Source organism: Rhizobium sp. GR12, from assembly GCF_036596185.1.
GTDB lineage: Bacteria > Pseudomonadota > Alphaproteobacteria > Rhizobiales > Rhizobiaceae > Agrobacterium > Agrobacterium nepotum.
The window spans coordinates 1-21,473 of the sequence record NZ_JASXTH010000019.1; the positions used below are offsets into that span (position 1 = coordinate 1).

Annotated in this window: 25 protein-coding genes; 12 read left to right on the plus strand and 13 right to left on the minus strand. The window is 60.3% G+C overall.

Annotated features, from left to right (window positions below; all coding sequences use genetic code 11):
* Positions 1–162: 162 nt before the first annotated feature.
* The 3 genes from ribB to QSK43_RS24620 form a co-directional block, all read right to left on the minus strand.
* A complete protein-coding gene (gene ribB / locus QSK43_RS24610; protein ID WP_045020978.1) occupies positions 163–1,263 on the minus strand; it encodes a 3,4-dihydroxy-2-butanone-4-phosphate synthase in 1,101 nt (366 codons plus the stop codon).
* Between the two features lie 12 nt (positions 1,264–1,275).
* A complete protein-coding gene (gene aroC, locus QSK43_RS24615) occupies positions 1,276–2,373 on the minus strand; it encodes a chorismate synthase (RefSeq protein ID WP_332305685.1) in 1,098 nt (365 codons plus the stop codon).
* Positions 2,374–2,510: 137 nt separating this feature from the next.
* Complete coding sequence (locus tag QSK43_RS24620) at positions 2,511–2,744, minus strand: hypothetical protein (RefSeq protein ID WP_332305686.1); 234 nt, start codon at positions 2,742–2,744, stop codon at positions 2,511–2,513.
* A gap of 83 nt (positions 2,745–2,827) precedes the next feature.
* Between QSK43_RS24620 and QSK43_RS24625 the strand changes: the two genes are divergently transcribed.
* A complete protein-coding gene (locus QSK43_RS24625; protein WP_045020982.1) occupies positions 2,828–3,088 on the plus strand; it encodes a DUF1344 domain-containing protein in 261 nt (86 codons plus the stop codon).
* Positions 3,089–3,317: 229 nt separating this feature from the next.
* On the opposite strand, the gene QSK43_RS24630 is transcribed toward QSK43_RS24625, so the two are convergent.
* The 4 genes from QSK43_RS24630 to QSK43_RS24645 form a co-directional block, all read right to left on the minus strand.
* Positions 3,318–3,911 (minus strand): histidine phosphatase family protein, encoded by a 594-nt coding sequence (locus tag QSK43_RS24630; RefSeq protein ID WP_332305687.1) that lies wholly within the window; start codon positions 3,909–3,911, stop codon positions 3,318–3,320.
* 31 nt (positions 3,912–3,942) lie between these two features.
* Complete coding sequence (fabI, locus tag QSK43_RS24635; RefSeq protein ID WP_045020986.1) at positions 3,943–4,761, minus strand: enoyl-ACP reductase FabI; 819 nt, start codon at positions 4,759–4,761, stop codon at positions 3,943–3,945.
* Positions 4,762–4,892: 131 nt separating this feature from the next.
* The gene (locus QSK43_RS24640; protein WP_332305688.1) at positions 4,893–6,008 is read right to left on the minus strand and encodes a DnaJ C-terminal domain-containing protein; all 1,116 of its coding nucleotides are present in this window, start codon (positions 6,006–6,008) and stop codon (positions 4,893–4,895) included.
* Between the two features lie 212 nt (positions 6,009–6,220).
* The gene (locus tag QSK43_RS24645; protein WP_267884617.1) at positions 6,221–6,595 is read right to left on the minus strand and encodes an RT0821/Lpp0805 family surface protein; all 375 of its coding nucleotides are present in this window, start codon (positions 6,593–6,595) and stop codon (positions 6,221–6,223) included.
* 131 nt (positions 6,596–6,726) lie between these two features.
* Here QSK43_RS24645 and pdxH point away from each other — a divergent pair, with 131 nt between their 5' ends.
* The gene (gene pdxH, locus QSK43_RS24650; RefSeq protein ID WP_045020989.1) at positions 6,727–7,347 is read left to right on the plus strand and encodes a pyridoxamine 5'-phosphate oxidase; all 621 of its coding nucleotides are present in this window, start codon (positions 6,727–6,729) and stop codon (positions 7,345–7,347) included.
* A 32-nt stretch (positions 7,348–7,379) separates the two neighbouring features.
* Here pdxH and QSK43_RS24655 read toward each other — a convergent pair whose 3' ends face one another.
* Positions 7,380–8,159 (minus strand): sulfite exporter TauE/SafE family protein, encoded by a 780-nt coding sequence (locus tag QSK43_RS24655; protein ID WP_332305689.1) that lies wholly within the window; start codon positions 8,157–8,159, stop codon positions 7,380–7,382.
* A gap of 150 nt (positions 8,160–8,309) precedes the next feature.
* Here QSK43_RS24655 and QSK43_RS24660 point away from each other — a divergent pair, with 150 nt between their 5' ends.
* Entirely contained in the window at positions 8,310–8,615 is a 306-nt protein-coding gene (locus QSK43_RS24660; RefSeq protein ID WP_332305690.1) for a MazG nucleotide pyrophosphohydrolase domain-containing protein, read from the plus strand.
* Positions 8,616–8,664: 49 nt separating this feature from the next.
* Here QSK43_RS24660 and QSK43_RS24665 read toward each other — a convergent pair whose 3' ends face one another.
* The 5 genes from QSK43_RS24665 to QSK43_RS24685 form a co-directional block, all read right to left on the minus strand.
* Positions 8,665–9,042 carry a hypothetical protein gene (locus QSK43_RS24665; RefSeq protein ID WP_045021170.1) on the minus strand — a complete coding sequence of 126 codons (378 nt, stop codon included), beginning with the start codon at positions 9,040–9,042 and terminating at the stop codon, positions 8,665–8,667.
* A 108-nt stretch (positions 9,043–9,150) separates the two neighbouring features.
* Positions 9,151–9,825 carry an HAD family hydrolase gene (locus tag QSK43_RS24670; protein WP_332305691.1) on the minus strand — a complete coding sequence of 225 codons (675 nt, stop codon included), beginning with the start codon at positions 9,823–9,825 and terminating at the stop codon, positions 9,151–9,153.
* Between the two features lie 6 nt (positions 9,826–9,831).
* Positions 9,832–10,269, minus strand: coding sequence for a bleomycin resistance protein (locus QSK43_RS24675; protein WP_332305692.1), 438 nt, complete (start codon positions 10,267–10,269; stop codon positions 9,832–9,834).
* A gap of 363 nt (positions 10,270–10,632) precedes the next feature.
* Positions 10,633–12,048 carry a metalloprotease TldD gene (gene tldD / locus QSK43_RS24680; RefSeq protein WP_332305693.1) on the minus strand — a complete coding sequence of 472 codons (1,416 nt, stop codon included), beginning with the start codon at positions 12,046–12,048 and terminating at the stop codon, positions 10,633–10,635.
* An 81-nt stretch (positions 12,049–12,129) separates the two neighbouring features.
* Entirely contained in the window at positions 12,130–12,654 is a 525-nt protein-coding gene (locus QSK43_RS24685; RefSeq protein ID WP_003511775.1) for an invasion associated locus B family protein, read from the minus strand.
* Between the two features lie 454 nt (positions 12,655–13,108).
* On the opposite strand from QSK43_RS24685, the gene coxB reads away from it, so the two are divergent.
* The 9 genes from coxB (at position 13,109) to ispH (ending at position 21,384) form a co-directional block, all read left to right on the plus strand.
* The gene (gene coxB, locus QSK43_RS24690) at positions 13,109–13,972 is read left to right on the plus strand and encodes a cytochrome c oxidase subunit II (RefSeq protein WP_434785100.1); all 864 of its coding nucleotides are present in this window, start codon (positions 13,109–13,111) and stop codon (positions 13,970–13,972) included.
* Positions 13,973–13,989: 17 nt separating this feature from the next.
* Entirely contained in the window at positions 13,990–15,705 is a 1,716-nt protein-coding gene (ctaD, locus tag QSK43_RS24695) for a cytochrome c oxidase subunit I (RefSeq protein ID WP_045021005.1), read from the plus strand.
* Between the two features lie 314 nt (positions 15,706–16,019).
* Entirely contained in the window at positions 16,020–16,973 is a 954-nt protein-coding gene (locus QSK43_RS24700) for a heme o synthase (RefSeq protein ID WP_332305695.1), read from the plus strand.
* Positions 16,973–17,104 (plus strand): hypothetical protein, encoded by a 132-nt coding sequence (locus QSK43_RS24705; RefSeq protein ID WP_045021008.1) that lies wholly within the window; start codon positions 16,973–16,975, stop codon positions 17,102–17,104. The genes QSK43_RS24700 and QSK43_RS24705 overlap by 1 nt, the downstream gene beginning before the upstream one ends.
* A 42-nt stretch (positions 17,105–17,146) precedes the next feature.
* On the plus strand, positions 17,147–17,764 hold the full coding sequence (locus tag QSK43_RS24710; RefSeq protein WP_045021010.1) for a cytochrome c oxidase assembly protein: 618 nt from the start codon (positions 17,147–17,149) through the stop codon (positions 17,762–17,764).
* 63 nt (positions 17,765–17,827) lie between these two features.
* A complete protein-coding gene (locus tag QSK43_RS24715; protein ID WP_332305696.1) occupies positions 17,828–18,703 on the plus strand; it encodes a cytochrome c oxidase subunit 3 in 876 nt (291 codons plus the stop codon).
* 439 nt (positions 18,704–19,142) lie between these two features.
* The gene (locus QSK43_RS24720; protein ID WP_332305697.1) at positions 19,143–19,529 is read left to right on the plus strand and encodes a DUF983 domain-containing protein; all 387 of its coding nucleotides are present in this window, start codon (positions 19,143–19,145) and stop codon (positions 19,527–19,529) included.
* 10 nt (positions 19,530–19,539) lie between these two features.
* Positions 19,540–20,274, plus strand: a complete 735-nt coding sequence (locus tag QSK43_RS24725) for an SURF1 family protein (protein ID WP_332305735.1) — start codon at positions 19,540–19,542, stop codon at positions 20,272–20,274.
* Positions 20,275–20,337: 63 nt separating this feature from the next.
* Complete coding sequence (gene ispH / locus QSK43_RS24730; protein WP_045021016.1) at positions 20,338–21,384, plus strand: 4-hydroxy-3-methylbut-2-enyl diphosphate reductase; 1,047 nt, start codon at positions 20,338–20,340, stop codon at positions 21,382–21,384.
* Positions 21,385–21,473 lie beyond the last annotated feature (89 nt).

Below are 21,473 nucleotides of genomic sequence, written 5' to 3' on the forward strand. Positions count from 1 at the left end.
GCTCTTCTCAACCATCAAACAATCCTCCGTCGATAAAGACAGTGAATCATAGTTCAACGGTTTTGCAACAGCCCCCGGCGGGGAGAAGAAACAAGCGGCACGCGCTCGCTCCATGTTCAACGATCCACGGATTGACGTTCGGACCTTGCCGACGTCCCTAAATCACCCGATATCCGTTGCCGAAATCTTGATCCCGAAACCTTCAAGCCCGACATAGTGACGTTCGCGTGTCGTCATCAGCTTGATCGAGCTGATGCCGAGGTCTTTGAGGATCTGCGCGCCGAGGCCGATTTCCAGCCATTCGTTTTCGCGCGAACGAGCCTGGGCGTGCGCCTCGTCGGGGTCACGCGCCTTGCGCCGTCCTGACACCTGGCCGACGCCGACCGAACCTTCGCGCAGGTAGACGATGACGCCGCGGCCTTCCTCGGCGATCTTCTGCATATAATGCCGCACCGGCTGGCGGTCGCCGAACACGTCGTCGGCAACGTTTTCGGGGTGCAGGCGAACGGGAATATCGACGCCATCGCGGATATCGCCGAAAATCACCGCCATATGCTGCATTGGATCCCAGGGCAGGGAATAGGTCTGCGCCTTTGCGGGGCCGAAGGGCGTTTCGATAGTGAAGGAGGACTCCATCTCGACCAGCGTTTCCTTACGCTGGCGATAAGCGATCAGATCGGCGACCGAAACATGCTTCATGCCGTGTTTGTCGGCGAAATCCAGAACCTGCGGACCGCGCATCACGGTGCCGTCATCGTTCACCAGCTCGCTGATGACGCCGATGGGCGGCAGGCCGGCGAGCCGGCAGAGATCGACGGCTGCTTCGGTGTGGCCGGAGCGCATCAACACGCCGCCTTCGCGGGAAATCAGCGGGAAGATATGACCCGGCCGGGTAAAGTCGGACGCGCCGACATTCGGGTTGGCGAGGTTGCGCACCGTCAGCGTGCGGTCATCGGCGGAAATGCCTGTCGTGGTGCCGTGCTTGAAATCGACGCTGACGGTAAAGGCTGTCGTGTGCGCACTGTCGTTTTCCGCCACCATGGCGTTGAGGTTCAGCCGCTTGGCTTCCTCGCGCGGCATGGGCGCGCAGACGATGCCGGAAGTGTGGCGCACGATGAGCGCCATTTTTTCGGGCGTGCAATGAACCGCTGAAATGATCAGGTCGCCTTCGTTCTCGCGGTCGTCGTCATCTGTCACGACGACGATTTCGCCGGCTTCGAAAGCACGGATGGCGTCGACGACACGTTTCTGATCATATGCCATTTCGGGTCTACCTTACTTTAACCGGCCGGTCTGGCCGCGATCTCTCAAATAATGGTCGGCAACGGTGCAGGCCACCATCGCCTCGCCGATCGGCACGGCGCGGATGCCGACGCAGGGGTCGTGACGACCCTTGGTGCGCACATCCACATTGCGGCCGTCGGCGTCGATGGACTGCTGCTCCGTCAGGATGGAGGAGGTGGGCTTGATGGCGAAGCGGGCGATAACAGGCTCGCCGGTCGCGATGCCGCCCAGAATGCCGCCCGCATGGTTGGACAGGAAAATCCGTTTGCCGTCATTGCCCATGCGCATCTCGTCGGCGTTTTCCTCGCCGGAAAGCTCGGCCGAGGCAAAACCCTCGCCGATCTCCACGCCCTTGACGGCGTTGATCGACATCAGGCTGGAAGCGATGTCCTGATCGAGCTTGGCGTAGATCGGCGCGCCGATACCGGCCGGAACCCCTTCCGCCACGACTTCGACGACAGCGCCGATCGACGATCCCGACTTGCGGATGCCATCCAGATACTCTTCCCACACCGGCACCATGGCCGGGTCCGGGCAGAAGAACGGGTTCTGGTCGACCTGATCCCAATCCCAATTGTCACGGTTGATCTTGTGTTTGCCGATCTGCACCAGCGCGCCGCGCACGGTGAGGCTCGGCACCACCTTACGGGCGATTGCACCTGCGGCGACACGGGCCGCCGTCTCGCGTGCGGAGGAGCGTCCGCCGCCGCGATAGTCGCGAATGCCGTATTTCAGGTCATAGGTGAAGTCGGCATGGCCGGGGCGGAAGCTGCGGGCGATCTCGCCGTAATCTTTGGAGCGCTGGTCGGTATTCTCGATCAGCATGGAGATCGGCGTGCCGGTGGTTATCATCGTCTCGCCGTCCTCGTCCAGCATTACGCCGGACAGGACCTTGACGATGTCATCCTCGCGACGCTGGGTAACGAAGCGGCTCTGGCCGGGCTTGCGCTTGTCCATCCAGTGCTGCACCTCGGCCAGCGTGAAGCGAATGCCGGGCGGGCAACCATCCACCACGCAGCCCAAAGCGGGGCCATGGCTTTCTCCCCAGGTGGTAACGCGAAAAAGATGACCGAAGCTGTTATGCGACATATTTCTCTAGACCGGAAAACGAGGGCGCGCCTGCGGACAGGGGCCGTTTAAAACAAGCGGATTTGTCATAGTAGAAAATCGGACCAAGGCAAAAGCCTTTCTTTCATCGCAAGTCCGATAAGAAGGTGACGCACCGTTCACGACGTCGGGCCGGCCGGAAAACGACAGGCTTCGTCGTGGCAGCCGACCGGGCAGGGGGGAAATGATTCGAGCAGGCGTGCAAGTTTTTCGAGATGACGAAAGTGTAAAAGCGCGGGCGTTTTCCACGCTATTTCGCAGTTTTCCAATATTGCTGTGAAATGCGGTGTAAAAATCACTAACGACTTGAACGCGGTCCAAAATCCGTTCATCAATTGGGCCGAAAATGTCATGGTTGCGGGCAATTTCCGCCACATTCGAAAGGCAATTCTTCATGCATGTAAGGTTTTCACACAAATCCACGAAAGCTAGATCGATGCGTATGATGATTGCCGCCCTTCTGGCCGCCACCAACCTGCTGATGCCCATCAACGGCTACGCCCAGAGCGTCGATGTCGAGGGGACGATCAGCAAGATCGACGTGAATGCGCTGAGCATCACGCTCAACGACGGCAAGAATTACCGTGTGCCGGAAGAATTCAATTTCGAAGGCCTGAAGGCGGGCGTGAAAGTCGTTGTCTTCTACACGGAAGTCGACGGAAAACGCGTGGTCGACGATCTCGAGGTCGTGCAGTAAGGCCCTTCCGTTGATGGCTTGGTCGCTAAGGCAAAACGCTATTGTGAACGAGCATTTGCATCCGTTTCTTCTCCCCGCCAGGGAGAAGGTCGCGGCAGCGGGATGAGGGGGCGAGGGTAGCGATATTCGGTGGGGGTTCCCCCTCATCCAACCCTTCGGGCCACCTTCTCCCCGCCGGGGAGAAGAAGCAGGCCGCATCGCCGTGCCACATGCGAGGACAGTGCTTCGCTCAAGAAGCCCAGTCTGCAACATTCCTGTCGATCTCGACTTTCAAGATCCGGTCCTGCGGGATTGGTGTTCGGGAGGCCTCGTCCTTGTCCATGCCGGATACCAGCCTGAAGATCGAGCGGATCACGCCGCCATGGCAGACGCAGACGGTGGGGACCTCGACGGAGGAAAGCCATGCGCCGATGCGCCAGGAGAGGATTTCGTAGCTTTCGGCGTCCTGTCCGGGGGGAATGAAATCCCACTTGTTGGCCTTGCGGGCCTTCACCCGGTCGGGAAATTCTTTTTTCAACTCCGGCAGGGTCTGGCCTTCCCAGTCGCCGAAGGAAACCTCGACCAGACGATCGTCGGTGCGGTAGGCGAGGGGATCGAGCCCCATCGCCCCGCGCATCAGTTCCATGGTTTCGCGCGTGCGCCCGAGCGGGCTTGCCACGTAATCGAAATCATTCGCCGAAGCGCCTAGAATTTGCGCCAGAACCTTGCCGTTGCCGACCGCTTGCTCGCGGCCGAAATCATTGAGCGGAATGTCTTTCTGACCCTGAAGCCGGCGTATCGCATTCCAGTCCGTTTGTCCGTGCCGGATCACATAGACGAGCAAGGCGATACCCCTGTTTCAAAGTTCGGTAGGCTCAGTCCTTGACCACCGAAATATCGGGCGCGTCCACAGCCTTCATGCCGATGGTGTGGTAACCGGAATCCACATGGTGGATTTCGCCGGTCACGGCGGTCGAAAGGTCGGACAGCAGGTAAAGCGCCGACTTGCCGACTTCCTCGATGGAAACGGTGCGCTTCAGCGGCGCATTATATTCATTCCATTTCAGAATGTAACGGAAATCGCCGATGCCGGAGGCCGCAAGCGTCTTGATCGGGCCGGCGGAAACGGCGTTGACGCGGATACCGCGATTGCCGAGATCGACGGCGAGATAACGCACGCTGGCCTCAAGTGCGGCCTTGGCCACGCCCATGACGTTGTAGTTCGGCATGACCTTCTCGGCGCCGTAATAGGTCAGCGTGATGATCGAGCCGCCGTCATTCATGATCGGCTCTGCCCGCTTGGCAATGGCGGCCAGCGAAAAGACGGAGATGTCCATGGTGCGGTTGAAGTTGTCGCGGCTGGTGTCGAGATAGCGGCCGGTCAGCTCGTCCTTGTCGGAAAAGGCGATCGCATGCACGACGAAATCAATCTTGCCCCAGTGCTTTTCCAGCCCGGCAAAAACCGCATCGATCGTCTCGAGGTCGGTCACGTCACAATGGCCGGCCATGAAGGCACCCAGTTCCTGCGCCAGCGGTTCGACACGCTTCTTCAGCGCGTCGCCCTGCCAGGTGAGCGCGATTTCAGCGCCCGCGTCGGCACAGGCCTTGGCAATGCCCCAAGCGATTGAACGATTATTGGCGACACCCAAGATGATGCCGCGTTTGCCAGCCATAAGGCCGGATGCCTGAGCCATTTTGTGCTCCCTGATACTTTCGATTGATCCTGCCTATGGCATAGGCTGCAATCCTGTTCAAGATTGCCGGGGATCATCTACTGTTAGGGAGCGTAACAAAGGGTGCGTTGTCCCGCCTATTCGCGAAACTTTCACAAATACAGGCCTTCGCGCATATGCCGCATCAGGTCGGTCACCTTCTCGTCCGGCTTTTCGAGCAGGATGATGCGCAGTTCGATGACGAGATCGCCATATTCGCCCTTGCCGTCGGCAAGGCCCTTGCCGGCAAGTCTGAGCACCCGATCAGAGCCGGACCAGGCCGGAATGGTAACGGTTTCCTCGCCAAGCGGCGTCCCAACCTTCGTTTCGCAACCCAGAACCGCATCACTGAGCGAGATCGGCAACGTCGTATGAATATCGAAACCGCGAAGGGAAAAGGCGTCGTCGCGCGCCGCCAGCAATGTCACGGAAAGATCGCCGCGCGCCATGCCGGGAAGTTTCAGCCCCTGTCCCTTCAGCCGCACCACATGGCCCTCGGTCATTCCGGGCTCGAGCTGGAAACGGGCGTCGCGTTCTTCACCAAGTGCTACGGTCACCCATTTGCGTTCCAGAAGGTCGGCGACCGTGACGGTGGCTTCCGCCGTGATATCAGGCGCCTTTTCCGGCGCCGGCTGGGCAGGACGGAAGCGGCGCACGAGCGCGCTGAAGAGATTGGTGGCAAGCGAGGCGGGGGCGGATTTGTCGTCGGCGGCACCGGGCTGTCCGGTTTCGCCGGCGCCCGGCATATAGCCTCTTGCGCCGCTGGCCGCAGCTTTCGCCGCTTCCGCCGCCTGCTGCACCTTGGGGTCGTTCTGCGCCTCGGCGCCAAAAATCCGCTCGACGATATCCTCGGCCGTTTCCGGCCGGCCGTCGGTTTTCTGGCCGGTCTGCGCCCTGTTGCGGGCATCCGCGCGGGCCAGTTCCTCCATCAGTCTTTCAGCGACCTTGGCGCGTTCGGCGGCCTCGCGTGCCGCCTCCCGCTGCTGCATGATGGTTTCGCCGCGCTGCTTTTTCTCGGCCGCCTTGCGGGCCTGATCGTAAAGATCGCGTTTTTTCGGGTCTTTCAGAAGATCATAAGCCTGCCCCACCTCGGCGAATCGCGCCGATGCGTCGGGATCGTCGCGATTGGCGTCCGGATGGACGGTTTTCGCCTTCGTGCGCCAGGCGGCTTTGATGTCCTCGTGGCGGGCGTCACGTTTCACGCCGAGGATGGAATACGGATCGCGCATGCGAAACACCAGTTACGTTGGCTCAGGCGTGTGCTGCCGCTCATGGCGCAATCCTGAAACAAACCCCTCCGAAAAGGGATGCCCGCGATCATTCGCCAGCACGCCCTCGGTTTACTCAACGTCGACTGTTGCAATAAGTTGCTAATCAGTTCTTTACGGGGACTGCGCGCTGCCGTGCGGCAGGCTTTATTCCCTGTACCAGGGTAAACAGTTTATTTCTGCTCGAAGCGGGTGAGTAACCATTCGCCGGTTTCCGACAGGCAGGCCTGTCCCGCATAGCTCGCAATGCCCTCGAAGGAGTGGCGCGTCGTCCTGAAATCGCGGCAGACGAAACCGCTGGATCTGTCTTCGTGAATGGTGGTGACGACGCCGGCGCTGCCGGTTGCGGCATTGGCCCAGGGCAGCGGCTGGTCGGCAAGCTTGGTAAGATCGGCCGATGTTACCGCGTTGCGGATCGTCGCGTCGTCCGTCTGCTGGCCATTGTTCGGCTGGTTGGGAACGGAAGCGGTGGAAAGCGTGCGGTCGATTTTATCGCCGCCGAACAGATCGAGGCTGACGCAACCGCTCAGCACAACGAGCAATGACACGATGGCGGAAACTTCCGCTATCGACGAAAGGAGGCCCTTTGTTCGACTGTTCGACTTTGCTATGACGGTCACCATCTTTCACCAGAGATCATCTCTGGGGTCCAAATCAGCTCGGGAGTATTTTAGTCAATATGTCGGAAACGGGGTTAACATCCAGTGACTTCACGGAAGAAAATGAACCGTTCACACTTTTTGCCGAGTGGCTGAAGGATGCGACGGCTTCCGAAATCAACGATCCGAACGCGGTTGCGCTGGCAACCGTCGATGAAAACGGTCTGCCGAATGTGCGCATGGTGCTGCTGAAAGACGTGGATGATCGCGGCTTCGTTTTCTACACGAATTTCGAAAGCCAGAAGGGACGCGAGATTCTGGGCCAGAAAAAGGCGGCCATGTGTTTCCACTGGAAAAGCCTGCGACGGCAGGTGCGTCTGCGCGGCGAGGTGGAGATCGTCAGCGATGCGGAGGCGGACGCCTATTACGCCTCACGCCCGCGCGGCAGCCGCATCGGCGCCTGGGCGTCGAAGCAGTCGCGGCCGCTGGAAGGCCGTTTCGCGCTGGAAAAGGCCGTTGCCGAATATACCGCCAGATATGCGATCGGTGAAATTCCCCGCCCGTCCTACTGGTCCGGTTTCCGCATTCGCCCCGTCAGCATCGAGTTCTGGCACGACCGCAAGTTCCGCCTGCACGACCGCGTCGAATTCCGTCGCGAGACGCCGGATGAGCCCTGGTCCAAGGTTCGCATGTATCCGTGAAGGCGGCGGAGGGCGGGTCGTTCTCGGCCCGCCTATTTCAGCAGCGCATCGAACAGCGGCAGGCCGATGATGGCGGAAATGGCGATCAGGCCATAGCAGATGCGCCGGAATGCGGCTTCGTCGGCGAGCCCGTGCAGCCGCGCGCCGGCATAAAGACCAGCCCCGTAAAACGGCAGGGCCAGCAGGAAAAAAACCAGCACATCGGCGGTGAAAAGGCCACCGAGAAAATAGCTGGCAGCGGAAATTACCGTCGAAATCGCGAAATAGAGAATGACGTTGGCGCGCACGAAAGCCCCTTTGAGGGCGCCGCCAAGCCAATAGGCGACGATGGGCGGACCACCCAGTTGCGCAGCGCCTGAAAAAAGCCCGGCAATAAGCCCGGTGAACAGGGTCAGCGGCGTTTTCGGCCGACCGCTGTAACGCCAGCCGGAAACCAGAAACAGCAGCAGCACGACCACCACGGCGGAGATGATCCAGCGCAGGGTCAGGGGATCTCCGCTGGAAAGCAGGATGGTGCCGATCGGCACGCCGACAAGCGCGCCAGCCGCCATGATGAAAACTTCCCGCCGGTCCGCCATGCGCCATGCGGGCGGTATCATGCCGAGCGTCAGGACGCCGTCCACCACCAGCAGAACCGCCGAAGCAACGCGTGGCCCGACGATGGCGCTGGCAAGCGGAATGAAGATGAGCGCTGCACCGAAACCGGAAAAGCCGCGGGCAAGGCCGGCGAGAAAGGCAGCGCCCGCAAACATCGCAAGCAGCGACGGGCTATGCGCGGTGATGAGGGCCGAGAAAAAATCGAGTTGAGACATGGATGACTGCACGGTTTCGAATGCCTTTTCCTATCCCGCATGCAGGCGCCTGTCGCGGAAATTTCCGTTCACGGTCGTATGCGCCCTTTCGGGTCGACGTCGCCGGAGAATCGTGATTAGAGTTGTATCTCATGAACAAAGGATGAACAAATGCTTGCTGTCATGATGCGCCAGTTCGAAGAGGCCTCGCAAAAATACGCCGAGGAAAACGGGATCGTCCGCGATCCCGACTGGTACATGCTGAAGCTTCAGGAAGAGATCGGCGAGGTCACGCAGGCCTGGAACCGCCTGACGGGGCGGGGGCGCAGCAAAGGCAAAAGCGAAGACGAGATGAAACGCGATCTCGCCGACGAAACCGCCGATCTTCTAGGCCATGTGCTGCTGCTGGCCCACCACAAGGGGCTGGATATCGAAGGATCGATAGAGCGCAAGTGGCGTTTTACGCCGTCGGTATGACAGTTTGTGGAATGAGATTCGACCTTGGCGCTGCCTGCCACTGCCGCGATTATGAGAACGAGACGATAAAGAACAGAATTGCGAGAATGGCGGCTACCGGCGTCATGTACCGCCGCTCCGCACGGCTTCGCGACATTGCGTTCAATCCGATGCTCACCGCGAAATAGCAGGCGATGATCCAGATGCTGGGCTCGATCCAGTCTGCCGGCCAGAGACTGATGAAACCCGCCTTTTGCAGCGGAAAAGATGCGGCAAGGGCATAGATCGCGACAGATCCCACGCTGGCAATGCGTTGCGTGGCGGGCAGGACCCTGTGCTCGCCGCCCCAGGCGAAGCGACCGAGGGGCGCACCCGCCACAAGGACAATCTGAAATGCGGAAAGGGCGAGCAGTATAAGCGTCGCGAGCGACACGGCGACAAGCAGCATGACCACTCCGTTTATGGATGCGCCGACAATGAATTCGAACAGCATCGGCCTGTCAGCCGATATGCGCGTCACCATAAAGACCAATGACTAAAGGCATGTGACGCGCTTTCACACCGCTGACGGCTGTGCATACCGCAAAAGGCTTGCCACCGCATGAAGGTCGCTTGAAACGGCGATGCATTTCTCCCGCATTTCGTCGGTCGGCGGCGCGACATCCGGCACCATGATCGTCATCATGCCCGCCGAGGAGGCGGAGCGGACGCCGTGCCAGGAATCCTCAAGCGCCAGGCAAAGGCCCGGATCGATGTCGAGACGCTTTGCGGCGGTCAGATAGGGCATGGGCGAGGGCTTCGGGTCGGTATACTCGCCGCGCGCGACGATGGTGTCGAAACGTCTGAGAAGATCGTAAGGGCCGAGGTGTCGCGTGACCGAATCGTGCCGCGAGGACGTGGCGATGGCGCGGCGGATGTCGAGCCGGTCGAGAAGATCGAGGATTTCGATGACGCCGGGTTTCAGCGCCACGCCTTCCGCCATCATCACGGCAAGATGCCGGAGCCATGCATCGCGGAAGCTATCGATCGGAAAATCCGCGCCATAATCGGCGAAAATGGTTCCGGTGATGACATCCCACGGGCTGCCGCAGACTTTCTGGTAGGTCTCGACCCGCATTCCGTGGCCGCCTTCATCTGACGCCGCCAGAAAGGAGTCGCGATAAAGCGCCTCACTTTCGATCAGCAATCCGTCCATGTCGAAAATGACAGCATGCGGGAGAAAAGGCAGCATGCCGGCTCAACCGAACCGGAAGGGGCGTTCGCCGAGGCTTTCGAACGGGCGGATCAGGTAACCGTCCGGATCGGCGACCACGAATTGCCGGTTGCCGACTTCGACGGTGCCGCGCCTGTACCATTTTTCCTCCGGCGGCAGGAGAAGATCGATCGAGGCTCGCTCCAGCCGCGCCAGGATCGGCAGCAGGGAAGGGACGGCGAGCTGTAGGTTCATGCCGCGACCCAGCGGAAATTCAAGCGCTGCATTTTCCGCCACGAAGGTCCGGGTCGCGCCGATCTGGTCGATCATCAGCTGCGCATCACCCAGCGCAAGGTAGGTGAAGCCCTCTTCGGCGCGCTCATAGGCCACATGAAAACCGATCAGGTCGCAATAAAAAGCGCGGCTTTTCTGCCAGTCGCTGACGGCTAGTTCCGGGACGAGGGCATTTCGTATGATGGTCATGGTCTCCTTTGCCGCGCAGGCCGGGCGATGGGAGAAGAGGCCTGTCGTGATGGGCGATCTTATCGTCTTCTCGGCGGCGTGCCAGAGGAATCCTCATCATGGCAGCCATGTGCGGTGTTATGGGCTGAGCTTGTCGCGGCAGGTTCAACGTTTCGCCGGCCGCAACTCTCTCCCTGCCGTCATGCCGGCCTTGAGCCGGTATCCAGCCAGCCCAAGTCCTTGGGCTGAAAAGACTTATCTCGACACGCGGACGCGTGTCGGCTGGATTCCGGCTCGAGGCCGGAATGACGGAGAACGATGCGCGCGTGTGGTACGTTCTCCAGAGCTGCAAACATCGTGAAGCGCAACTCCCGCACCCCGAAACTACGCCTTCGTGCCGCCAACGGTGATCTGGTCCATGCGCAGATGCGGCTGGCCGACGCCGACCGGCACCCATTGCCCGGCCTTGCCGCAATTGCCGATGCCCGTATCGAGCTTGGAATCGTTGCCGATCATCGAGACGCGCTTCATCGCGTCCGGTCCGTTGCCGATCAGCATCGCACCCTTGACCGGCGCGCCGATCTTGCCGTTTTCGATCAGATAGGCCTCGGTGCAGCCGAACACGAATTTGCCTGACGTGATGTCCACCTGTCCGCCGCCGAAGGAAACGGCATAGATACCTTTTTTGACCGAGGAAATGATCTCTGCGGGCGTCTTGTCGCCCGATAGCATGTAGGTGTTGGTCATGCGCGGCATCGGCACATAGGCATAACCCTGGCGGCGGCCGTTGCCGGTGGCTTTCGCGCCCATCAGCCGGGCGTTCTGGCGGTCCTGCATATAACCTACCAACCTGCCGTTCTCGATCAGCACATTATAGGCGGACGGTGTTCCCTCGTCATCGACGGTGAGCGAGCCGCGACGGCTGTCGATGGTGCCGTCATCCACGACCGTCACGCCGGGAGCGGCGACCATCTCGCCCATCAGGCCGGCGAAGGCCGAGGTCTTCTTGCGGTTGAAATCGCCTTCGAGACCGTGGCCGACCGCCTCGTGCAGCATGACGCCGGGCCAGCCGGAGCCGAGCACCACATCCATGGTGCCGGCCGGCGCATCGATGGCGGTCAGGTTGACGAGCGCCTGGCGCAGCGCCTCATCGGCGCCGTGCTGCCAGCTTTCAGTGGTGATGAAATCACCGAAGCCGACGCGTCCGCCAATGCCGTAGGAGCCGCTCTCCTGCCGGTCGCCTTCGCCCGCGACAACGGAAATATTGATGCGGGTCATGGGCCTGATATCGCTGACGCGATGTCCGTCGGCACGCAGAATATCCACCACCTGCCAGCTTGCGGAAATCGTCGCCGTGACCTGCCGGACATTTGCATCCTTGTCGCGCAGATAGGCGTCGATTTCGGTGAGAAGCTTCACCTTCTCCTCGAAGCTTGGGCTGCCGATCGGGTTTTCGTCGCCGTAAAGTTTCTTGTTGGTGCGCTGGGGAGCTGCGGCATAGGACCCGGAATAGCCCTTGGTAACCGCACCCACCGCATCGGAAGCCCGCTTCAGTGCGCTTTGCGATAGCTCACCCGCATGGGCATAACCGACCGTCTCGCCTGCGACGGCGCGAAGGCCAAAACCCTGGTCGGTGTTAAAAGAGCCACCCTTGAGACGGCCATTGTCGAAGGTGAGCGACTCCGCCTGCGCATGTTCGATGAACAGCTCGCCATCATCCGCGCCGATGAGCGCTTCCGCGACCAGCTTGCGCAATTGCGTCTCGTCGCAATCGAAGAGATTTACAAGGTCGTTGGTCATCGAAGGCTCCAGTCTTTATCGTTCCTGACGATTTAGGCACTGGAGCCGTCAGACGCAAGGCTGTCTCTCTATGACAAGGCTTCAGGGAAGCGCGTCGTAGCCTTCGGCAAAGCCGGTCAGCTCGATCGGAATGCCGACACGATCCTGATCGACGGATTCACGCAGGGCGAAAACAGCGTTCTTGCCGGCGCGCAGAACCTTCAGCAGCTCGTCGTCGATATCGACCTCGACATAGCAGCCTTCGGAGAAGCAGCGGGTGAAATAGGCGCGGCCGATATTATTATTGTCGATATAAAGCTCCATGCCGTCCTTCAGGAGCACGCCGAGCGGCGCCAGGATACGCAGGATGCGCGACTTGCGGTCGGCCGTCTTCAACACCACCACCGAAAGCCCCACTTCCGGGCGGTCGTCGGCGATCACGTTCTGCATCAGGGCGCACTGATCTTCGGACGCGCCGGCCGGCTTGTCGCAGATCACCGACCATGCGCCATGCGTCGACTTCGGCGTTCCGGGCGGCTGCTGTTGCGCCAGCGCCGCAGCGGCAGGAGCGATGATGGCAAGACCGGCGGCAGCAAGAAAAGTGCGCGCGAGCGGGGAAAGACGCATGGATACCTCTGGGATTCGAATCAGTGCGGCTATTTTGACGCCATAATCCGGAAAAAAAAGCCTTGGTACCTCAATTCCAGCCGAGTTGGGCGGAAATAGGACGCATCCACCTGCACGAGCGCGTGATTTGCCCTCCCGGCAGCCGGTGTCCGGCGGCTAAAGCCGGTCGCGGAACCCGCTGAAAACCGGGTGAAACAAAGGGCCGCGCCGGTTTTTGACTGGTGGAAAGCGCGTCCGGCACATCCAGCCGGGTGCGGGACGTGGGAAACTCGGTCAAGGACGAACAATGGCAAATTTGCCTGTCGTCCGTGTCCTTACGCATATTGCGGCAGAGGACAAACTGTGGTTTGAAGTTGGTAACATAAGCATGGATTCTGCGTTTGTGATTGATCAAGATCAGACGTGTGAGGGAGAGGGTACCGTGACGAATAGGATTTACGCAGCACTGGCGGGGATGACCTGTCTGCTCACGGCTGTCGGCGCCCACGCCGATCAGCCGGTGCATTGGCAAATGGGCATGCAGGAGGCCGCCACGCCGATCATGCACGAAATACGCTGGTTCGAACAATATACGCTCTGGTTCATTGTTCCGGTTACGCTTTTCGTTCTTGCGCTGCTCGTCATCGTCGCCTTGAAATTCCGCGCGGCGAAAAATCCGGTGCCCTCCAAGACCAGCCATAATACGGCGATCGAGGTGGTGTGGACGCTTGCGCCGGTTCTCATTCTCATGTTCCTCGCTTTCCCCTCGTTCAATCTTCTGAACGCGCAGCTGACGCAGCCGGAAAACCCGGACCTGACGCTGAAGGCGACGGCGACGCAGTGGCTCTGGAGCTACGAATACAAGGCCGCTGAGGGCGCCGAGCCGCTCTCCTTCGACAGCTACCTGCTGAAGGAGCAGGACCGCGCGGCTGCGGGCAAGGAGGACAAGGCCCGCTATCCGCGTCTTCTTGCCGTAGACAATGAAATGGTGGTTCCTGTCGGCAAGACCGTTCGCCTTCTGGTGACGGCGGCGCCGACCGACGTGATCCATGCCTTCGCCATGCCCGCCTTTGGCGTCAAGATCGACGCCGTTCCGGGCCGCCTCAACGAAACATGGTTCAAGCCGGAGAAGGAAGGCCTCTATTACGGTCAATGTTCCGAGCTTTGCGGCAAGGACCACGCCTTCATGCCGATCGCCATTCGGGTGGTTTCCGAACAGCAGTACAACGCCTGGCACGCCGCCGCCGCTTCTGATCTGAACGGCGCGAACCGGGCGCTGATGGCCTCCGTTGACGGCGCTCCGCGCACGGTCGACGTTGCCGCCAACGAAACCAACTGACACCTGGAGTGACGACAATGGCTGGACCTTCCGCACACGACGATCATCACTCGCATGGTCATTCCGCTCAAGATGCGCACGCTCATGACGATCATTCGCATGACGCGCATCATTCCCATAAGCCGGGCTTTTTCGCCCGCTGGTTCCTGTCCACCAACCATAAGGACATCGGCACGCTCTATCTGATCTTCGCCATCATGGCGGGCATCATCGGCGGCGCGCTTTCGGTTGTCATGCGCATGGAACTGCAGGAGCCTGGCATCCAGATCTTCCACGGTCTGGCCTCCATGGTTTACGGCTTCGAGGGCGATGCCGCCATCGACGGCGGCAAGCACATGTTCAACGTGTTCACGACAGCGCACGCGCTCATCATGATCTTCTTCATGGTCATGCCGGCGATGATCGGCGGCTTTGCCAACTGGATGATCCCGATCATGATCGGTGCGCCGGATATGGCTTTCCCGCGCCTCAACAATATTTCCTTCTGGCTGATCGTTCCGGCCTTCATTTTGCTGCTCATGTCGCTCTTCGTCGAAGGTCCGGCGGGCGGTTACGGCGTGGGTGGCGGCTGGACCATGTATCCGCCGCTTTCGACCAACGGCATGCCGGGACCGGCAGTGGATCTTGCGATCTTCTCGCTGCACATCGCCGGCGCGTCCTCGATCCTCGGCGCGATCAACTTCATCACCACCATCCTCAACATGCGCGCTCCGGGCATGACGCTGCACAAGATGCCGCTTTTCGCCTGGTCGGTTCTGGTCACCGCATTCCTGCTGCTGCTGTCTCTGCCGGTTCTGGCGGGTGGCATCACCATGCTTCTGACCGACCGCAACTTCGGCACGGCATTCTTCTCGCCGGAAGGCGGCGGCGATCCGATCCTCTATCAGCACCTGTTCTGGTTCTTCGGCCACCCCGAAGTGTACATCCTGATCCTGCCCGGCTTCGGCATCATCAGCCACATCGTGTCCACTTTCTCCAAGAAGCCGGTCTTCGGTTATCTCGGCATGGCCTATGCCATGGTCGCCATCGGCGCGGTCGGCTTCATCGTGTGGGCGCACCACATGTACACGGTCGGTCTTTCGCTTGAAGCGCAGCGTTATTTCGTCTTCGCAACCATGGTCATCGCGGTGCCGACGGGTATCAAGATCTTCTCGTGGATCGCGACGATGTGGGGCGGTTCGCTGACCTTCTCGACCCCGATGATCTGGGCGATCGGCTTCATCTTCCTGTTCACGGTCGGCGGTGTTACCGGCGTCCAGCTCGCCAATGCCGGTCTCGACCGTTCGCTGCATGACACCTATTACGTGGTGGCGCACTTCCACTACGTGCTGTCGCTCGGCGCCGTCTTCGCGATCTTCGCCGGCTGGTACTACTGGTTCCCGAAGATCACCGGCTACATGTACAACGAGTTCATCGGCAAGCTGCATTTCTGGGTGATGTTCGTGGGCGTGAACCTGATCTTCTTCCCGCAGCACTTCCTCGGCCTTGCCGGCATGCCGCGTCGTTACATCGATTATCCCGACGCCTATGCCGGCTGGAACCTGGTGTCTTCCTATGGTTCCTATATCTCGGCTGTTGCCGTGTTGATCTTCCTCTTCGGCGTTTGGGAAGCCTTCGCCAAGAAGCGGGTCGCCGGCGACAATCCCTGGGGTGAGGGTGCGACGACGCTCGAATGGCAGCTGTCCTCGCCGCCGCCTTACCACCAGTGGGAACAGCTTCCGCGCATTCGCTGAATGCCGGACCGGAAGGCGCGGGCAGGGCTCGCGCATTCCGATGGCTGAAAAAGGGATTGGCATGGCCTCGTTTCATGTCGTTTCCCGCATCTGAAGGCGTATCCGGTGGCGTGAGGCATTTTGTCCAAGCGAACCCGGACGCTCGACGTGATAAATGCCAGGTGCTGGGCTAGGATGGCATTGGTCGCTTTTATTCCGGTGACTGCCGCAAAGAACAAATCAAGGCACCGTGCATGCCGAAAACGACATCAGGTTTTCGGGCCGGTGCAAGGGATGCCGCGACAAGCGGCGTCCGAAGGAAAACAGGACAGGACATGACCGTTATCGACAATCGCGAGATGCTTGGCGTGGAAAGCTCCGAACTTTCGGAAGCCGGCGCGCGCGATTATTTCGAATTGCTGAAACCGCGCGTCATGTCGCTCGTCGTCTTCACGGCGTTTGCCGGCCTCGTGCTGGCGCCGGGCCATATCAACCCGATCCTCGGTGTCATCGCCATTCTCTGTATCGCCGTTGGCGCGGGTGCGTCCGGCGCGCTCAACATGTGGTACGATGCCGATATCGACGCCGTGATGAGCCGCACCGCCAAGCGGCCGATCCCATCGGGCCGCGTCGCACCGGGCGAGGCGCTCGCCTTCGGCCTCACGCTCTCGGCCTTTTCGGTGGTCATCCTCGGCCTTGCGGTCAACTGGTTCTCCGCCGGCCTGCTCGCCTTCACCATCTTCTTTTACGCCGTTGTTTATACGATGTGGCTGAAACGCTCGACGCCGCAGAACATCGTCATCGGTGGTGCGGCCGGCGCTTTCCCGCCCATGCTCGGCTGGGCCTGCGTCACCGGCGGCGTTTCGCTCGACAGCGTCATCCTGTTCCTCATCATCTTCTTGTGGACACCTGCGCATTTCTGGGCGCTGGCGCTGTTCAAGATGCGCGATTACGGCTCCGTCGGCATTCCGATGATGCCGAACGTGGCGGGCGAACGCTCCACCAAGAACCAGATGATCGTTTATGCCGTTCTGACTGCCGCAGCGGCGGTCGCGCCATATTTCACCGGTCTGGCGAGCGTGGGTTACGGCATTTTCGCCGCCGTGCTGAGCGTGATCTTCGTCTACTGTTCGCTCGATGTCCGGCGCATGCCTGATGGTGACGAGAAGATGTTGCCCGCCAAGAAGATGTTCGCCTATTCGGTGCTTTACCTCTTCGCCATCTTTTCCGGCCTGTTGGCCGATCATTTCGCTCCGGCCCTTAAGGCCGTGATTTCGGGAGTTCTTTAATGGAAACGGTGGAACTGAGCGCGGCGCAGAAAAGATCGAGACGTGGGCGCAATATCGCGCTCGGCGTCCTGCTCGCCGGTCTGGTGGTACTGTTTTACGTCATCACCATCATAAAGATCGGCTCGCATTGACGGCCTGACGTCAAGTGCATGACCGGAGGAGAGGGGGAGGACATGGCGAATATTGGAGCAGATAAGGCAACGGCCGGCACGCAGCGGGTGAGCAATCGCTCCATCCTCGTGCTCTGTGTCGTTTTTTTCTGCGGCATGATCGGCATGGCCTATGCCGCCGTTCCGCTCTACAGCCTGTTCTGCCGCGTCACCGGCTATAACGGCACGACGCAGCGCGTCGAGCAATATTCCGACGTCATCCTCGACAAGACCATCAACGTCACTTTCGACGCCAATACGTCGAACGGTCTCAACTGGGATTTCCGCCCGGTCGACAGGCAGGTCACGCCGAAGATCGGCGAAACGGTGCAGATCAACTTCAAGGCGACAAACCGCTCACCCGTGGCGACCACGGGCACGGCGGTCTTCAACGTCACGCCCATGGAAGCGGGCGCCTATTTCAACAAGGTGGAGTGTTTCTGCTTCACCGAAACGACGCTGCAGCCGGGCGAAACGCTCGAAATGCCGGTGGTGTTCTTCATCGATCCGGATATCGCCACGGCGCGCGAAACGAAAAGCATTCATACTTTGACGCTGTCCTATACGTTTTATCCGGCCAAAACCGAAAAACCGGTTGCGTCCTTGCCGGTAAAGACTGAATCTGGCGAAAGCAAATTGTGAGAGGAGACTCGGGCCTTTTCAGGAAGGCCGGGTCAGGGAAAAGACATTCGGGGATTGTCGCACATGGCAGATACGCATCAAAAGAACCACGACTACCACATCATAGATCCAAGCCCCTGGCCGCTTTTGGCCTCGATCGGCGCCTTTATTCTGACCTTCGGCGGCGTCTGCTACATGCGTTACCTGTCGGCCGGCTCCTTCAAGCTGTTCGGTATGGAAATGGCCAATCCCTGGCTTTTCTACATCGGTCTCGTCATCGTGCTTTATGTCATGTACGCATGGTGGGCGGACACGATCAAGGAAGCCAATGAGGGCAGCCATACCCGCGTCGTCGCGCTTCACCTGCGTTACGGCATGATCATGTTTATCGCCTCGGAGGTGATGTTCTTCGTTGCGTGGTTCTGGGCCTATTTCGATGCCAGCCTGTTTCCGCATGAGGCCATTCAGGCGTCCCGCCTCGAATATACCGGCGGGCAATGGCCGCCGAAGGGCATCGAGGTCATCGATCCCTGGCATCTGCCGCTCTACAACACCGTCATCCTGCTGCTTTCGGGCACCTGCGTCACCTGGGCGCACCATGCCCTGCTGCACAATGACCGCAAGGGCCTGATCAGCGGCCTCGCGCTGACCGTCGCGCTCGGCGTCCTGTTCTCGACCGTGCAGGTCTACGAATACATGCACGCCCCGTTCGACTTCAAGAACTCGATCTATGGCGCGACCTTCTTCATGGCGACCGGTTTCCACGGTTTCCACGTCTTCGTCGGCACGGTCTTCCTGCTGGTCTGTCTGTTCCGGGCCATTGCCGGCGGTTTCACGCCAACGCAGCATTTCGGCTTCGAGGCCGCCGCCTGGTACTGGCACTTCGTCGACGTCGTCTGGCTGTTCCTGTTCTTCGCCATCTATATCTGGGGTGGCTGGGGCGCGCCGGTGCACGGGTAATTGCTCCAGATAGCGCGCCGAGGTTTCGGGCAGGGGTATCACCTATGAAATGAGAGGGCGCGGCCAGTCTTCTTCTCCCCGGTGGGGAGAAGGTCGCGGCAGCGGGATGAGGGGGCCAGGCTCACGAAATCCCGAAAGCTTGCCCCCTCATCCGACCCTTCGGGCCACCTTCTCCCCTGTGGGGAGAAGAAACTAAGGTGCAACGCCGAGCAACATGCGATTGCTTCTGTTTGGGAGCGAGCTTCCCGCACGCTCGGCGTCATCCTCGGGCTTGACCCGAGGACCCACTGCGCCGCCGATCTGGATCCTCGGGTCAAGCCCGAGGATGACGGAGGAGGGAGGTTAGTCCTTCGTCAACACTTCACGGGCGGCTATGCCGCCCTCGTGCTTGAGCCTCTTTCCAGCAGAGGGTTTGCAAGCTGAAGCGGGAGATCTCACCATGTCAGAACCCGGAGACGGCAACTTCGCGCCCGTCGACCCCATCAAAGTGGGCTTAAAAGGCTGCTGCCCGCGTTGCGGCAACGGCCGGTTGTTCGATGGCTTCCTGACCCTTAAACCCGCATGCAGCGCCTGCGGGTTGGATTACGATTTTGCCGATGCGGGCGATGGCCCGGCCGTCTTCGTCATGCTGATCATGGGTTTTCTGGTCGTCGGGCTGGCGCTCTGGTTCGATCAGCGTTTTGCGCCGCCCGTCTGGGTGCATGTCATGCTCTGGTTGCCGTTCACGGTGATTGTCTCGCTCGTGCTGCTGCGCAAGCTGAAGGGGATCATGATTGCCCTGCAATACCGCAACAATGCAAGCGAAGGCAGGCTTGATCGTGAATGATGTTTCCCACATGAAGACGGCGGAAAGACACATCTGGTTTGCCGCGCCGCTCGTCCTGCTCGCACTCGCCATCCTCCTCGGGCTCGGCACATGGCAGGTGAAGCGGCTCCACTGGAAAGAGGCCCTGATTGCCGATATCGAGGAACGGTTGAGTGCGAGCCCGGTGCCGCTCTCCGATATCGAGGCCATGGCCAAAAGCGGTGGCGATATCGAATATCGCAGGGTCAGGCTGTCAGGCATTTTCGACCATACCCGCGAGCGGCATTTCTTCGCCACCCATCAGGGCAGAACCGGTTATTACATCTATACGCCGCTGTCGCTTGCCGATGGGCGCATCCTTTTCGTCAATCGCGGCTTCGTGCCCTTCGAGATGAAGGAACCGGCCAAGCGGCCTGACGGGCAGGTGGCGGGCGACGTGCAGATCAACGGGCTGGCGCGTGCGCCGCTTGTCGCAAAACCGTCTTCCATGCTGCCGGACAATGATATCGCCAAGAACATCTTCTACTGGAAGGATCTGGCGGCGATGGCCTCGAGCGTCGATATCCCGCCCGGCCGGCTGGTCAATCTGTTCGTGGATGCCGATGATGCGCCGAACCCCGGCGGCTGGCCGCAGGGCGGGGTGACGCTGATAGATTTGCCCAACAATCACCTGCAATATGCGATAACGTGGTATGGTTTGGCGGCGGCCCTTGTCATCGTCGCCGGTTTTGCCTATTTCCGGAATGTTAAGGCGCAAGGTGACTAAACCGCGCCCCGTCCGGTAACGCTGGTTATCGGGCAAGGGCGAGGAGCAGGCCAAGGAGCACGAATGAACATCGCCGTTTCCAAACCCCCTTTGACGATAAGGCTGTGCGGACCGCGCGGCTTTTGCGCGGGCGTGGACCGGGCGATCCAGATCGTGGTGCTGGCGCTCAAGGCCTATGGCGCGCCGGTCTATGTCCGCCACGAAATCGTACATAACCGCTATGTGGTTGAGGGGCTGGAAGCCAAGGGCGCAGTTTTTGTTGAAGAACTGCATGAAATCCCCACCGAACATCGCGAGCAGCCGGTGGTCTTTTCCGCCCATGGCGTGCCGAAATCCGTGCCGGAGGATGCGCAGGCGCGTAACCTGTTTTATCTCGATGCGACATGTCCGCTGGTCTCCAAGGTTCACAAGCAGGCCATGCGCCACCAGCGTCTCGGCCGCCATGTCGTGTTGATCGGCCATGCGGGGCATCCGGAAGTCATCGGCACCATGGGCCAGCTTCCCGAAGGCACTGTCTCGCTGGTCGAAACGGTGGAAGATGCCGGCCGTTATGAGCCGGTGGACCGCGAAAACCTCGGTTTCGTCACCCAGACGACTTTGTCGGTGGATGATACCGCCGGTGTTATCGCGAGGTTGCAGGAACGGTTCCCCGCCATTCAGGCGCCCGCCGCCGACAGCATCTGTTACGCAACCACCAACCGCCAGGATGCGGTGAAGCAGGCGGCCCCTGGCTGCGATCTGTTCATCGTGGTCGGTGCACCCAATTCCTCCAATTCGAAGCGGCTGGTGGAAGTGGCGCTGCGCGCTGGCGCAAAACACTCCGTGCTGGTGCAGCGGGCAGCGGAAATCGACTGGGATGCGATCGGCGATGTCAGCACCGTCGGTCTTTCGGCTGGTGCTTCCGCGCCTGAGGTCATCGTCGATGAGATCATCGAAGCCTTCAAGGCGCGTTTCGACACGACGCTCGATCTGGCTGTCACGGTTGAGGAAACGGAACATTTCCTCGTCAACCGCGAACTGCGCAGTATTGAACTGACGACGGACGACATGGCCTTCGTGAACGGCAATGCCAGCAACGCGCTCCCGCCGAAAACCGCCGCCGGTGCCTGAAACGGGATGGCGATAAATGTGGGCGGTTTCCGCCCCGCATCCGTCATTCTCACCCCGGATTTCCACTCCATCCTTCATCAAGAGATTTG

What these genes read in the sequence shown, in the direction of transcription:
- ribB (WP_045020978.1), bottom strand. Translation starts at nt 1,263, where the DNA reads ATGGCATATGATCAGAAACGTGTCGTCGACGCCATCCGTGCTTTCGAA.
- aroC (WP_332305685.1), bottom strand. Translation starts at nt 2,373, where the DNA reads ATGTCGCATAACAGCTTCGGTCATCTTTTTCGCGTTACCACCTGGGGA.
- QSK43_RS24620 (WP_332305686.1), bottom strand. Translation starts at nt 2,744, where the DNA reads ATGACATTTTCGGCCCAATTGATGAACGGATTTTGGACCGCGTTCAAG.
- QSK43_RS24625 (WP_045020982.1), top strand. Translation starts at nt 2,828, where the DNA reads ATGCGTATGATGATTGCCGCCCTTCTGGCCGCCACCAACCTGCTGATG.
- fabI (WP_045020986.1), bottom strand. Translation starts at nt 4,761, where the DNA reads ATGGCTCAGGCATCCGGCCTTATGGCTGGCAAACGCGGCATCATCTTG.
- QSK43_RS24640 (WP_332305688.1), bottom strand. Translation starts at nt 6,008, where the DNA reads ATGCGCGATCCGTATTCCATCCTCGGCGTGAAACGTGACGCCCGCCAC.
- pdxH (WP_045020989.1), top strand. Translation starts at nt 6,727, where the DNA reads ATGTCGGAAACGGGGTTAACATCCAGTGACTTCACGGAAGAAAATGAA.
- QSK43_RS24655 (WP_332305689.1), bottom strand. Translation starts at nt 8,159, where the DNA reads ATGTCTCAACTCGATTTTTTCTCGGCCCTCATCACCGCGCATAGCCCG.
- QSK43_RS24660 (WP_332305690.1), top strand. Translation starts at nt 8,310, where the DNA reads ATGCTTGCTGTCATGATGCGCCAGTTCGAAGAGGCCTCGCAAAAATAC.
- QSK43_RS24665 (WP_045021170.1), bottom strand. Translation starts at nt 9,042, where the DNA reads ATGCTGCTTGTCGCCGTGTCGCTCGCGACGCTTATACTGCTCGCCCTT.
- QSK43_RS24670 (WP_332305691.1), bottom strand. Translation starts at nt 9,825, where the DNA reads ATGCTGCCTTTTCTCCCGCATGCTGTCATTTTCGACATGGACGGATTG.
- QSK43_RS24675 (WP_332305692.1), bottom strand. Translation starts at nt 10,269, where the DNA reads ATGACCATCATACGAAATGCCCTCGTCCCGGAACTAGCCGTCAGCGAC.
- tldD (WP_332305693.1), bottom strand. Translation starts at nt 12,048, where the DNA reads ATGACCAACGACCTTGTAAATCTCTTCGATTGCGACGAGACGCAATTG.
- QSK43_RS24685 (WP_003511775.1), bottom strand. Translation starts at nt 12,654, where the DNA reads ATGCGTCTTTCCCCGCTCGCGCGCACTTTTCTTGCTGCCGCCGGTCTT.
- coxB (WP_434785100.1), top strand. Translation starts at nt 13,109, where the DNA reads ATGACCTGTCTGCTCACGGCTGTCGGCGCCCACGCCGATCAGCCGGTG.
- ctaD (WP_045021005.1), top strand. Translation starts at nt 13,990, where the DNA reads ATGGCTGGACCTTCCGCACACGACGATCATCACTCGCATGGTCATTCC.
- QSK43_RS24700 (WP_332305695.1), top strand. Translation starts at nt 16,020, where the DNA reads ATGACCGTTATCGACAATCGCGAGATGCTTGGCGTGGAAAGCTCCGAA.
- QSK43_RS24705 (WP_045021008.1), top strand. Translation starts at nt 16,973, where the DNA reads ATGGAAACGGTGGAACTGAGCGCGGCGCAGAAAAGATCGAGACGTGGG.
- QSK43_RS24710 (WP_045021010.1), top strand. Translation starts at nt 17,147, where the DNA reads ATGGCGAATATTGGAGCAGATAAGGCAACGGCCGGCACGCAGCGGGTG.
- QSK43_RS24715 (WP_332305696.1), top strand. Translation starts at nt 17,828, where the DNA reads ATGGCAGATACGCATCAAAAGAACCACGACTACCACATCATAGATCCA.
- QSK43_RS24720 (WP_332305697.1), top strand. Translation starts at nt 19,143, where the DNA reads ATGTCAGAACCCGGAGACGGCAACTTCGCGCCCGTCGACCCCATCAAA.
- QSK43_RS24725 (WP_332305735.1), top strand. Translation starts at nt 19,540, where the DNA reads ATGAAGACGGCGGAAAGACACATCTGGTTTGCCGCGCCGCTCGTCCTG.
- ispH (WP_045021016.1), top strand. Translation starts at nt 20,338, where the DNA reads ATGAACATCGCCGTTTCCAAACCCCCTTTGACGATAAGGCTGTGCGGA.